Here is a 12,661-nt window from a genome sequence, read left to right as displayed (position 1 = left end):
GGGTTAGCCGTTCGAGTTCGGGAGAAAGCCAATGGCACACAAGTTCGTGATCGAGCAGAACAAGGCCGGCGAGTATGTCGCGAAGTTCAAGTATAACAGCGAGATAATCTTCTGGACCGAGGGCTATTCCAGCAAGGCCAACGCGCGGAACGCGATCGAATCGATCCTGAAGAACGGCCCGGCCGCGCCGGTCGAGGAGGTCTGAGGGGCTCGACCAGGCGTCCCTGGATCCGTCACCCCGGGCCTGACCCGGGGTCCCGCTTCTTGTGTCTCGCTTGAAATGGGGCCCGATGAGCGGGGAGGGTGGGTCTGCATCATGGCCGATCGCTATCGTGGCACCATGGGTGGCGGCATGACCTCCAGCCTGGCTTCGCGCATCTATCGGCATTGGACTGACGACGGCTCCGATTTCGGCTGCCGCTACGGACTCGTTCGCCTCGTCTGGGCGGAGCACGCACCTGCGATCACCGGCCGCATCGCGCATGAGAAGCGGGTGAAACGCTGGCGGCGCGAATGGAAGTTCGCGCTGATCGAGCGCGGCAATCCCGAGTGGCGCGACTTCCATAGCCAGCTCGCCCGAAGAAGCGGGACCCCGGATCAAGCCCGGGGTGACGGGTGGGGGAGGAGCGCGCCCGGTCACCCCCTTCCGATATAGGATCGCGCATGCTTCGCTGCCCGGATGCGGCAGTCGTGCGCCTTCTCCCACGCTCCGGCCAGCCACGGGAGCGCGAAACCCGCCCCCATGGCATCAACTTCGTAAGCTTCCGCGCCGTGAATCGGCCCCGGCGGGCCGGCGGATGGGCAGGCTCACCAGTTGAACATCGTCCCGTCCTCGAGCCGGTTCACCGGCAGATAGGCGCGCTTATACTCGTATTTGGCGGCCAGTTCCTCGTCGATGTCCACGCCCAGGCCCGGCGCGTCGCCGGGATGCATCAGGCCCCGCTCGAAGCGATAGGCATGGGGGAAGACCGCGTCGGTCTCCTCCGAATGGCGCATATATTCCTGGATGCCGAAATTGGGGATCGACAGCCCGAAATGCAGCGCCGCCGCCATGCACACCGGCGACAGGTCGGTCGCGCCGTGGCAGCCGGTGCGCACCTGGTAGAGATCGGCGAGCGCCGCCACCCGGCGCAGATGGGTGATGCCGCCGGCATGCACCACGGTGGCGCGGATATAGTCGATCAGCTGCTCCTCGATCAGCTGCTTGGCGTCCCAGATCGAATTGAAGATCTCGCCCACCGCCAGCGGCGTGGTGGTGTGCTGGCGGATCAGGCGGAAGGCGGCCTGGTTCTCGGCCGGCGTCGCATCCTCCAGCCAGAACAGGCGATACGGCTCCAGATCCTTGCCCAGCCGCCCGGCCTCGATCGGAGTCAGCCGGTGATGGACGTCGTGCAGCAGGTGAATGTCCCAGCCCAGCGCGTCGCGCGCCTTCTGGAACAGCTCGGGCACGAAGCGCATATATTTCGCCGTGCTCCACTGCGATTCCTCGGGCAGCGATCCCTTGGCCGGCTCATAGTAGAAGCGCTCGCCCGACACGCCATAGGTCGTCGCCATGCCCGGCACGCCGGACTGGAGGCGCACGGCGCGATAGCCCTGCTCCAGATATTCCTGCGCGCGCTCGATCGTTTCCGCGATATCGCTACCATTGGCATGGCCATAAACCATGCAGCCTTCACGGGCGGCGCCGCCCAGCAGCTGGTAGACGGGCATGTCCGCCAGCTTGCCCTTGATGTCCCACAGCGCCATGTCGACCGCCGCGATCGCGGTCATGGTCACCGGCCCGCGACGCCAATAGGCACCCTTGTAGAGATACTGCCAGATATCCTCGATGCTATGGGCATCGCGGCCGATAAGGCACGGAATTACATGGTCGGTGAGGTAGCTCGCCACCGCCAGCTCGCGCCCGTTCAGCGTCGCGTCGCCAAGGCCGTAGACGCCCTCGTCGGTCTCGATCTTCAGCGTTACGAAGTTGCGGCCGGGGCGCGTCACGATGACGCGGGCGGCAGTGATACGTGGCAAAACGAAACCCCCTGGAAGTGGTCAGGCCAATATCCACTTGTATGACCTATCGTGTCAACCTACGAGGTAGTGTAACGATGAGGGTGCGATGAAGATTACCGGCAACAAGCTCTATCAGCGGGTGGCCGCTTCGATCACCGAGGCGATCGAGGCCGGGCGCTGGTCGCCGGGCAGCCGGCTGCCGGGCGAGCGCGACCTGGCCGAGGAATACAAGGTCAGCCGGCCGACGATCCGCGAGGCGATGATCGCGCTCGAGATGAAGGGCTGGATCGAGGCGCGGCACGGCTCGGGCCTCTATGTCACGCGCCGCGACCATGGCAGCGGCGAGCGTGCCGATGCGCTCAACTTCGACGTGGGCGCCTTCGACCTGACCGAGGCGCGCATCCTGTTCGAGGGCGAGGCGGTGGCGCTCGCCGCGGTTTCGATCACCGACGAGCAGATCGAGGAACTCGAAGCCATATTGCACGACATGGGGGCGGACGATTCGGACGAGCCGGCCGTGATGGACGCCGATCACCGCTTCCACCTCGCCATCGCCAATGCCACCGGCAATGCCGCGATCCGCAGCGTGGTCGAGTATCTGTGGGAACTGCGCACCAAGTCGCCCCTGGCTGCCAACATGTTCGCGCGCGCCAAGCGCGGCGGTATCACGCCGCGGGTGGAGGAGCACCGCCCGATCCTCGATTCACTCAAGGTGCGCGATCCGAATGCCGCGCGCAATGCGATGCGCCGCCACCTGCGCGGCGTGGTCGACGATCTGCTCGAGGCTACCGAGCTCGAGGCGATGGAGCGCGCCCGCAGCGAGATCGACGCGCGCCGGAACAGCGTCGCCCAGCGGCTCAAGATCGGATCGGCCTGAGGGCGGGGGCTTCTCCCGGCGCGACTGGGTTGAGAAAACAGGCCAGTATCCGCCCTCCCGGCTCAGGGCCGGGGTGACGATCGGGGGATATGGGTCCTCTCCCTGGACCGGCCCGGAGCAGGTTCGCGACACAGTGGCTTGACACCGATTACCATGGCATGGAAATTGGCCTGACCAAAAGGAGAGGCCAATTGAAGAATCACTCGCGCGCGCTGCTCGGCGCCGCCTGTCTCGCGTCGCTCGCGGGCCCGGTCGCTGCTGCGCAGGACGCGGCGCCCGCGCCGCACGGCCCGGTCTATGTCACGGCGCCGCCGATGGACGCGACGATCGAGGAGCGGCTGATGCCGCAGCTGGAGAGCCTGCTCCACCAGCTGCTGCGCGAGAAGCGCGGCATGCGGCTGGACGGCGTGCCGGTGTTCGACAGCGGCGACAAGTTCCTCCCCGGCAAGATCGCCTCGGGCCTGCACTATCTCCTGCTCGACACGCCCCGTGGCGATCCGCGCCTCGCCGGCTATCTCGCCGGCTATCGCGAGATCGCGGACCTGACGATCGACGATCCCAACGACACCTGGGGCATCTATTATTATGTCTCCGCCCTGCATGCGCTGAAGCAGGCCGGGCTGCTGGAGCAGGCGGTGCGCCCCGAAACGCTCGCGCGCCTGCGCCAGCGCCTCGACTGGCGCAGCTTCGTCGATGCGCGGTCGCTCGGCCTGCTGCACGGCCTGCCGAACAATTATTACGGCGTCGCCTTCAGCGTCGCGCGGCTGCGCTATCTGCTCGGTTGGGAAGACGAGACCGCGTCCAGGGCGCTGCTCAAGCGTATGCTCGCGCATTACCGCACCTATTCGGGCAAATATGGCTTTGCCGACGAGACCGACGGGCAGGGCCGTTTCGATCGCTATTCGGTGCTGCTGATCGGCGAGATCGCCCAGCGCTTCATCGAGACCGGCATGGCGCCCACCCCGGAAGTGAAGGCCTGGCTGCGCAAGTCCGCCGAACTGATGCTGGCGCGCGCGACGCTCACCGGCGAGGGCTGGGAATATGGCCGCAGCATCGGCACCTATGGCGAGACGGCGTTCCTCGAAGTGCTCACCGCCGCGGCGAAGCTGGGGGTGCTCACTCCGCGCGAGCGCGACATGGCCTATGCGCTCTCCAGCCGGATCGCCGCGCGCTATGCCGATTTCTGGCTGAACCCGGCCACCGGCTCGGTCAATCTCTGGGACGATGGCCGCCGCACCGACGGCTATCGCGGCAAGCACCGGATCCTCGGCGAGAATCTGAGCCTGGCGCGCCAGTATATCTACACCAACGCGCTGTGGAACGGGCTCGGCTACCGGCGCGCCGCGCCGTCGCCCGGCTATGCGGCCTGGCTGGCGACGCTGCCCGCCGCCCGTTTCACCTGGTTCGCGCGCGGCGCGCACGACCGGGCATTGCTCACGCTGCGCGACCGCGGCCATGTCATCGGCCTGCCGATCATCAACGGCGCCGAGAGCCAGCACATGCACAATCCCTATTTCCCGATCCCGTTCGCGGGCGGGATGCTCCAGGGATCGGCGGATGCGGACTTTCCGCAGCTCACGCCGCGCTTCGCGCTGGCCGACGGCAGCGTGCTGATGCCGCTGGCCTGGTTCCGGGGCGTGGCGTGGCGGCGGGAGGGCGATCGCACCATCGTCAGCTGGCGGCAGGACGCGATGGACCGGATGGGCGGCAACGCGCCCGCCGCCGACAAGCGGATCACCGTGAGCACCCGCTATGAGTTCGCGCCGGGCAGGATCACGCGCACCGATGTCTATCGGGCGGCAGCGCCTGTCGACCTTTCCGGGGTGACGCTCGAATTCGCCAGCTTCTCGGGCGATCCGCGCGGCGGCGGGCCCGGCGCCGTGGCCTTCGGGGCCGGCGAGGTGACCGGCTTCTCCGCCACCGGCTATGACGGCTGCACCGCCGGCCCGGCCACGGGCAAGGAATATCGCGCGCCCACCGGGGCCTTCGCTTCGCTCGTCCGCTGCACGCTGGCGGGCAGGCGCCTCGCCGCGCCGCTCACGCTGACCTGGTCGCTGCGCTACAAGTGACGGCTGTTACGATCCGGGATTGGCTGTGCTGGCCAATTGGGTTGACACCGGTGCCAAATTGGCCTTACCACGCGATCAGACCCGAAAACGGGCGTAATAATTGACGGGGAGATTCCATGCCTGGGACTGTTTTTTCCGCTTTCGGACGCAACTCGCTGCGCCTGGCGCTGCTGGCATCCGCCTGCATGGTGATGCCCGCCTATGCGCAGACCGCCGAGACCGCGCCCGATCCCGCCCAGGCGGACGGCGCGGCGCCCCAGGATGCGGAACAGGCCATCATCGTCACCGGCGCCCGTGCCGAGCAGCGCAGCTCGATCGACGTGAAGCGCAATGCCGATGTGGTGCTCGACGGCATCGTCAATGACGAGATCGGAGCCCTGCCGGACAACAGCGTGGGCGACACGCTCGAGCGCATCACCGGCGTCTCGGCCGATCGCTTCAAGGGCAACGCCAACGAGCTCTCGGTGCGCGGCCTCGGCCCGACACTGAGCTTCTCGACCTTCAACGGCCGCGAAGTCTCGACCGCGGGCGCGGACCGCTCGGTCGCCTTCCAGCAATTCCCTTCGGAGCTCGTCAACGGCGTCATCGTCTACAAGACCCAGCGCGCCGACTTCCTCGAGGGCGGCATCGCCGGCGTGATCGAGCTGCGCTCGATGCGCCCGCTCGATTATGGCAAGTCGCGCTTCCAGGCGGAGATCCGCGGCTCGTATCTGCCCAAGGACGACAAGATCATCGGGCGCGACGGCCTGGGCTATCGCGCCAATGCCAGCCTGGTGAAGCAGTTCCGCACCGGCATCGGCGAGATCGGCATCGCGATCGGCTATCAGCGCCAGGACGTCGCCGCGCCGGAAGACTATTATAACGGCAATTCGAACTTCGTGCCGTGCAACACCTCGGCCAGCAACGGCACGCTGATCTCGACCAATACCGCTGCGAACAATGCCGCCGGCGCCGCGGTGAACTGCCAGGTCGGCGCCGCGCCGCGCACCGGCATCGGCGAGACGATCGGCACCACCTATTACGCCACCCAGTCGCGCAGCTTCCGCCAGCAGGACACGCGCGAGCTGCGCAACGCCGTGATCGGCGCGCTGCAATGGCGCCCGGCCCCCAATCTCGACATCTCGCTCGACGGCCAATGGTCGAAGCGCGAATCCACCGAGAACCGCAACATCCTGTCGATCGCGGAGGCGCTGCGCGGCATCAAGCCGATCATCATCGGCGACGGCAGCAACGGTTTCAGCAAGGGCGCGCTGATCAAGTATAGCGGCAATTCGAACATCGAGAACCAGCTCGAGCTGCGCGAGCGCAACGAGACCTACAAGGGCGGCGGCGCCACCGTCACCTGGAAGCCGGGCAACTTCGTCATCACCGCCGATGGCAGCTTCTCCGATTCTCACCGCACCGAGACGCAGAAGGCGACCCGCATGCGCTCCACCACGCGCGTCGGCTATGAGCTGGACTATTCGGAGAGCCCGATCGTCCCGCGCGTCACCTTCTTCAATTTCGACGTGAACAATCCGGCGAACTTCGCGGCGAACACGGCGACCTCGGTCTATGCCCGCCAGCGTTTCGTCACCGATCGCAAGGACGATATCTGGGCCGGCCGGCTCGACGCCGAATACCGGTTCGCCAATGACGGCTTCATCAAGTCGATCAAGGCGGGCGGCCGCTATTCGGAGCACCAGCGCACGCTGGACAACAACCGCAACACCGATCTGAACACGATCGTGCCCTATGGCGGCATGACCGTGGCGCAGATCATCGGCAGCGCCAACGCCAATTGCCGCCGCGGCTTCCCCACCAGCGAATATTTCCCGACGACGAATACCAATCTCTCGAGCTGGGCGACCTTCGACAATCAGTGCCTGTTCAAGACCTTCACCGGCCAGGATTCGCTGGCGCTGCCGGCCGACAGCCGCGATCCCAGCGACATCGACGTCACCGAGAAGATCCGGGCCGCCTATGCGATGGCCAGCTTCGGCGGCGAGCTGGGCAGCACGCCGTTCAGCGGCAATATCGGCCTGCGCTATGTGAAGACCAGCATCACCTCGGTCGGCTTCCGCCTGCCGTTCAAGGTGACGATCGACACCGCGTCGGACAATTACACCGTCGCCGCCGATCCCAACGGCACGATCCAGACCGACACGCTCAAGGGCGAATATGAATATTGGCTGCCCAGCCTGAACCTTGCCTTCGACCTGTCGAGCAAGATCAAGCTGCGCGCCGCCGGCTATCGCGCCCTGTCGCGCTCGCCGATCGAGAGCTTCGGCGCGGGTATCAATCTCAACCCGACCTCGGGCTCGGGCGGCGCGTCGAGCGTCACCTTCAACCCGACCAGCGGCAACCCGAACCTCAAGCCGATGCGCGCCTGGAACGCGGATCTGAGCCTGGAATTCTATCCGAGCCGCGACACGCTCTTCTCGATCGCCGGCTATTACAAGTGGCTGCGCGGATCGGTGATCTCGCGTTCGGCGGGCATCCCGACGACGATCTCGGTCACCACCCAGGTGGATAATGGCGCGCCGACCCAGCAGAGCTACAATGTCAACCTGATCGCGCCCGCCAACGATCCCGAGATGCGCCATCTCTATGGCGTGGAGTTCACCGGCAGCCATGCCTTCACCTGGCTGCCGGGCATCCTCAGCGGCTTCGGCATCAACGGTTCGGTCAACATCGCCCTGGCGAACTTCCAGTATCCGGATACCTCGGCACTGGCGCCCTATCTCGATCCCGAGAACCTGATCGGCCTCTCCAAATATGTCGCCAACGGCACGGTCTATTGGGAGCGCAAGGGTTTTTCGCTGCGCGCGATGTATCGCTATCGTTCGCATTACTACAAGCCGAACAGCGGCACGAACCGCGGCGTGCAGGATGCGGGCTATCTGAACCTTTCGGTCCAGTATGACGTGACCAAGAACGTCCAGCTCAAGCTGCAGGCGCTCAACGTCACCAACACCAAGGACGTGTTCTACAAGGGCGGCTATGACTCGATCGCCGAAGTGAGCGAGAGCGGGCCGCAATATTATTTCGGCGTCCGGATCCGCTACTGAGCCCGCGAAAGGAACCTCCGATGCGCCGCAGCTCCTCTCTTCTCCTTGTCCTGGCTGCGGTGCTCGTGCCGCAGGCTGCCTCCCATGCCGGGATCGCCTCCCCTGGCCTAAATACCCAGCAGCCGGTCTGCGCCGGCGCGGAAGGATATTCCGCGTCGTTCGGCGGACGCAGGACCTTTTTCTTGGCGCCGGACGCGATGATGCGGCTCAAGGCCGCGATCCAGACCGACCCGGCGGTGAAGGCGGCCTATGACGCGCTGATCGCGCGGGCCGAGGCGGCGATGAAGCGGCCGCTCTATACGGTGGTCGACAAGCGCACGATCCCGCCCTCGCGCGATCGGCACGACTATATCAGCCTCGCGCCCTATTGGTGGCCGGATCCCAGCAAGCCGGGCGGCGTGCCGTACATGCGCAAGGACGGCGAGATCAATCCGGACCGCAACACCGACAAGTTCGACGTCACCGACCTGGAGGGCATGAGCTCGGACGTCGAGACGCTGAGCCTCGCTTATTATTTCTCGGACAATCCGCGCTATGCCGGGCGCGCCGCGAGCCTGGTGCGCACCTGGTTCCTCAACCCGGAAACGCGGATGAACCCCAATATGAACTATGCCCAGGCCGTGCCCGGGCGCGAGGAGGGCCGTGCCGAGGGCGTGCTCGATACGTCGCGGCTCGAGCGGGTGGTCGACGGCATCGGGCTGATCGGCCCCTCGGCCCGGCTCACCGCCGAAGAGCAGAAGGGGCTGGAGAAATGGTTCTCCGACTATCTCGACTGGATGCAGACGAGCCGGAACGGCAAGGCGGAGAATGCCGCCAAGAACAATCACGGCATGTGGTTCGACGCGCAGACTTCGCAGTTCGCGCTATTCGCCCGGCGGCCGGAGATGACCAAGGCGGTGGCCGAGGCCTTTGGCAAGAAGCGCATCTCGCCGCAGATCACGGCCGAGGGCAAGATGCCGCTCGAGCTCGCCCGCACGCGCAGCCTCCATTATTCGGTCTACGCGCTGTTCGCCGCCTATGACGTGGCCGATATGGCCAAGTGCGTGGGCGTGGACGTGTGGAACTATGCCGATGGCGCCAAGAGCCTGAAGGGCGCCACCGATTTCCTGAAGCCCTATTATCGCAAGGTCGACAGCTGGCCGATGCCCGAGCTGCGCCCCGACGCCGGCGAGCTCGACGAGCTGATGCGGCGCGCGCGGGGCGCCTGGGGCGACGGCTATCCGCTCGCGCCGGAAACCGAGCTGAAGCGCTATTTCGGCGCGGCGCCGGCGGTGGGCGAGGGGAAGAATCCGGGCTGACCGGCTTGGCGGGCCAGCGGCGTATCAGCCTTCTCCCTCTCCCCGCTTGCGGGGAGAGGGCCGGGGAGAGGGGCGTATCGATGGCGCGGCGCACCTGCCCCTCTTCCGGCTTCGGCCTCGCCTCGCCACCTTCTCCCCGCTTGCGGGGAGAAGGAGAGACGCACTATCGCCGGGGAGCCCCCTATTTCGCCGGGCAGGTCTTCTGGGCCGTGCTCACCACGAAGGGCTGGCGGGCCAGCTCGGCCGCGGTATCGTCCAGCCATTTCCGGAACTCGCGCTCGGTCTGCGGCGCGCCCGGCTCTTCAACCCAGGCCGCGCCGAACGCGTAGCGCAGGTTCCGCGGATCGCAGAACCGCACATAGAGCGACTTGCCGTCGCTTCCCGTCGCCGCTGCCTCGTCGGCCGGATAGAACAGGGCGATGCCCAGATCGTCCTTGGCCAGGCTCTGCCGGCCCCAGGTGGCGAAATAGCGCCATTTGCCGCGCTTCGGGCTGTCGATCCTGGTCACTCCGTCGTGCAGCGTCAGCCCGGCGATCATCGCCGGCACATTGCCGTTCACCCGCGCCTCGACATTGGTGAGGCGCGAGCCGGCGAAGATGCGGTAGGTGGTGGATAGATCCGCCGGCCCGCCATCGCCCGGAAAGCCGGTATTGGTCACCAGCACCGTCGCCGAGCGATCATTGTTGAACACCCGCGCGCTGATCTTCGCCTTGCCGAGCTGGGTCGCCACGCCGCCGCGCAGCACGCCGATCCCGCCCATGCCGAGCGACTGGTCGACCTGGAAGATGTCCTGGCCCCAGGGCGCCATCGAATGATAGTCGTCCTTGCCCATGCCGATCGTCGGCAGCACGTTGCCGGGCAGCTTCTTGCCGTAGATATCGGGCACGTTGCGCTCGTCGAGGTACAGGCGATAGGCGATCCGGTCGCTTTCCCAGCCGGGCCCCTCCATCGCGATCAGCCCGTCATGGATCCTGTGATCCGCGGGCACGTCGATCCGGTCGACCAGCTTGTAGCCGCCATCGGCCTGGCGGACGTTGAGCGTCGCCAGCGGCGCGGGCGGGGCGCTGTCCTGCCCGGCGGCGATCAGCAGCGGCGCGGCGAGGAGCCAGAGGGCGTGCTTCATGCTTCTTCCTTACCTCGTCAGATCATAGACCGCGGCGCCGGCCAGCAGATAGGCGCCGGTGCCGTAGAATTGCGCGTCCTCTGCCTTCACCACATCGGGCCGGTCGCTCACCTGCTGTACCCAGCCCAGCATGCCGCTCGGCTGAACGGCGTGTTCGAGCGCGGCCCAGCCCTTGGTCACCGCCGGCAGATAGGTCTTGCGGTCGAGCAGGCCGGCCTTGATGCCCCAGGCCAGGCCATGGACGTAGAAGCCGGTGCCGCTCGATTCGTCCTGCGAGCGGTCGGGATCGGCGAGCAGCGAGGGCGGCCAATAGCCATTGCCGCGCTGGAGCGTCACCAGCTTCGCCGCCATCTCCTTGAACAGCTTGATATAATAGGGACGGCGCGGATCCTTGGCCGGGATTTCGGGGATCATCCGGGCGAGGCCGGAGAACACCCAGCCATTGCCCCGGCTCCAGAACAGCTTCTCGCCATGGGCACCGCGCTGGTCGAAGAAGCGGCTGTCGCGGAAATAGAGATGCGCACCCTTGTCGAACAGATAATCCGTGGTCGCGCGATATTCCTTGTCGGCGAAGGCGGCATAGCGGCCCTGGCGGGTGTCCTTCGAGAGTGCCCAGAGCGTTGGCGGTGCCATGAACAGCGCGTCGCACCAGCACCAGCGGGTAGTGCAGCCCGGGTCGCCGGCGCCGGGCTCGGGCGCGATGAACTTGAGGTCGTTGGTCTTGGGCTCGGCGAGGATCCGGTCGAAGCTTGCCAGCATGGGCGCGAGCGCCGCGGCCCCGGCACCCTTGCGCGCGGCCCAGATCCAGGCGGCGCCGATGATGTGGTCATCGGCATGGTAGAGCCGGTCGCCGAGCTTCCACCCTTCCTCGCGGCCCTTGGAGAAGATCGCGTCCTTGTAGCGCACGCTGTCCGAGCGATCGGCGAGATGGGTGAGCGCCACCCAGAAGGTCGCCTGCTGCCAGTCGCGGGCGCGCTTGGTGCTCGGCCGGGCGGCGGGCATGTAGCTGAGGTCGTCGAGATGAGTGAGCTGCCAGTCGGCGACGCGCTCCATCGACGCCATCACCTGCGCGCGGCTCGGCAGCGCGGCGGCGGGCGCGGCGGCGGCGGGCGCCACGGGGCGGGCCATGCCGCTCGGGCTGGTGGCGAGCGCGGCTCCGGCCAGGGCGGCGGCGGCAAGCTTCAGTTTCATCTTGTCTCCTCTCTGCTACCGCTGTCACCGCGATATGCCCGGACGATGTTTGCCCGCCGTGTCCAAGTCAAGTGGTAAGGCCAATCTGGCGCGCGGGCGGATGGGTTCGCCTCGTCGTGCCGGGGTGACGCTACGGCATCCGTCGGTTCCTCGAAACCCCGGGATTTCAGGGATTTTAGTCGCTTCGAAACCCGATTCACCCTATGATGCGGGAATATGTCCGGCACCGCGCTTCCCTATGAGTTTCCGATCGATGTCGCTCAGGACGATATCGACTTCATGGGGCATGTGAACAATGCTTCGTACCTCAAATGGGTGCAGGAGGCCGTGATCAGCCATTGGCAGGCGCTGGCGCCGGTCGAGGCGGTGGCCGAGCATCTCTGGGTCGCGCTCAAGCACGAGATCACCTATCGCAAGCCGGCCTTTCTCGAGGACGATGTCGTCGCCACCGTGCTGCTCGAGAAGGTCCAGGGCGCCCGGGCCTTTTACGAGACGGTGATCCGCCGTGGCGGCGAAGTGCTGGCCGAGGTCAAGTCGAGCTGGTGCTGCCTCGACGCGCAGACGCTCCGCCCCGCGCGGCTGGCGCGCGAAGTGATCGACCGCTTCTTCGTCAAGATCGAGGAGTGACGGCGACCAGCCGTTAACCTTTGGCTGCGAGAGCGGCCGCGATGTACCGCGTGACCTTTCGCAAGGAATTGAATCTGCTCGATATCGAGTGGCTCGCCATGTTCGAGCCCGATCGGGTCGGCGACTATGCCCGCAAGCTGCGCGACCAGTTCGATGCCGAGGGTTTCGTGCCGGGCTATCTCCTGCGCATGGACATGCGCCGCAGCGGGGTGCAGGCGCAGGAGGCGGTGCGCGCCTTTCGCCGCCACTTTGCCGGCTTTCCCCAGGCGAGCCGCATCGCGGTCGTCACCGAGAGCGCGATCACCCGGATGCAGGTGCGCCGCGAGATGACCCAGCCCTATCTGCGCATCTTCGCGCGCGCCGAGAGCGCGCTCACCTGGCTGCTCCGCCGCTGAAACGCCGAACGCCGGACCTCGATCGAGGCC

Annotated in this window: 10 protein-coding genes and 1 pseudogene; 8 read left to right on the top strand and 3 right to left on the bottom strand. The window is 66.5% G+C overall.

Features of this window, described 5'->3' with window-relative positions:
• The first annotated feature begins 31 nt into the window (after positions 1 to 31).
• The gene (locus tag OMP43_RS16575; RefSeq protein ID WP_280280638.1) at positions 32 to 205 is read left to right on the top strand and encodes a DUF1508 domain-containing protein; all 174 of its coding nucleotides are present in this window, start codon (positions 32 to 34) and stop codon (positions 203 to 205) included.
• A gap of 75 nt (positions 206 to 280) precedes the next feature.
• A pseudogene (locus OMP43_RS16570) lies at positions 281 to 565 on the top strand (GIY-YIG nuclease family protein); the annotation flags it as partial.
• Positions 566 to 807: 242 nt separating this feature from the next.
• Here OMP43_RS16570 and manD read toward each other — a convergent pair.
• Positions 808 to 2,019, bottom strand: coding sequence for a D-mannonate dehydratase ManD (gene manD, locus OMP43_RS16565; protein WP_280280636.1), 1,212 nt, complete (start codon positions 2,017 to 2,019; stop codon positions 808 to 810).
• 88 nt (positions 2,020 to 2,107) lie between these two features.
• On the opposite strand from manD, the gene OMP43_RS16560 reads away from it, so the two are divergent.
• The 4 genes from OMP43_RS16560 (at position 2,108) to OMP43_RS16545 (ending at position 9,295) form a co-directional block, all read left to right on the top strand.
• Positions 2,108 to 2,878, top strand: coding sequence for a FadR/GntR family transcriptional regulator (locus OMP43_RS16560; protein WP_280280634.1), 771 nt, complete (start codon positions 2,108 to 2,110; stop codon positions 2,876 to 2,878).
• 191 nt (positions 2,879 to 3,069) lie between these two features.
• Positions 3,070 to 4,947, top strand: a complete 1,878-nt coding sequence (locus tag OMP43_RS16555) for a hypothetical protein (protein WP_280280632.1) — start codon at positions 3,070 to 3,072, stop codon at positions 4,945 to 4,947.
• Between the two features lie 116 nt (positions 4,948 to 5,063).
• On the top strand, positions 5,064 to 7,997 hold the full coding sequence (locus OMP43_RS16550; protein WP_280280630.1) for a TonB-dependent receptor: 2,934 nt from the start codon (positions 5,064 to 5,066) through the stop codon (positions 7,995 to 7,997).
• Positions 7,998 to 8,179: 182 nt separating this feature from the next.
• Positions 8,180 to 9,295: an alginate lyase family protein gene (locus OMP43_RS16545; RefSeq protein WP_280280628.1), complete on the top strand. Its 1,116-nt coding sequence runs from the start codon at positions 8,180 to 8,182 to the stop codon at positions 9,293 to 9,295.
• 181 nt (positions 9,296 to 9,476) lie between these two features.
• On the opposite strand, the gene OMP43_RS16540 is transcribed toward OMP43_RS16545, so the two are convergent.
• Both OMP43_RS16540 and OMP43_RS16535 read right to left on the bottom strand, forming a co-directional pair.
• A complete protein-coding gene (locus OMP43_RS16540; protein ID WP_280280627.1) occupies positions 9,477 to 10,418 on the bottom strand; it encodes a DUF4861 family protein in 942 nt (313 codons plus the stop codon).
• A 9-nt stretch (positions 10,419 to 10,427) separates the two neighbouring features.
• A complete protein-coding gene (locus tag OMP43_RS16535) occupies positions 10,428 to 11,609 on the bottom strand; it encodes a glycoside hydrolase family 88 protein (RefSeq protein WP_280280626.1) in 1,182 nt (393 codons plus the stop codon).
• A gap of 216 nt (positions 11,610 to 11,825) precedes the next feature.
• Between OMP43_RS16535 and OMP43_RS16530 the strand changes: the two genes are divergently transcribed.
• Both OMP43_RS16530 and OMP43_RS16525 read left to right on the top strand, forming a co-directional pair.
• Positions 11,826 to 12,236 (top strand): thioesterase family protein, encoded by a 411-nt coding sequence (locus OMP43_RS16530; protein ID WP_280280625.1) that lies wholly within the window; start codon positions 11,826 to 11,828, stop codon positions 12,234 to 12,236.
• A 41-nt stretch (positions 12,237 to 12,277) separates the two neighbouring features.
• On the top strand, positions 12,278 to 12,631 hold the full coding sequence (locus OMP43_RS16525; protein ID WP_280280624.1) for an STAS/SEC14 domain-containing protein: 354 nt from the start codon (positions 12,278 to 12,280) through the stop codon (positions 12,629 to 12,631).
• Positions 12,632 to 12,661: the final 30 nt, after the last annotated feature.

It is taken from the genome of Sphingomonas sp. CBMAI 2297 (assembly GCF_029870595.1).
GTDB lineage: Bacteria > Pseudomonadota > Alphaproteobacteria > Sphingomonadales > Sphingomonadaceae > Sphingomonas.
This window is presented reverse-complemented; position numbering and strand designations above follow the sequence as displayed.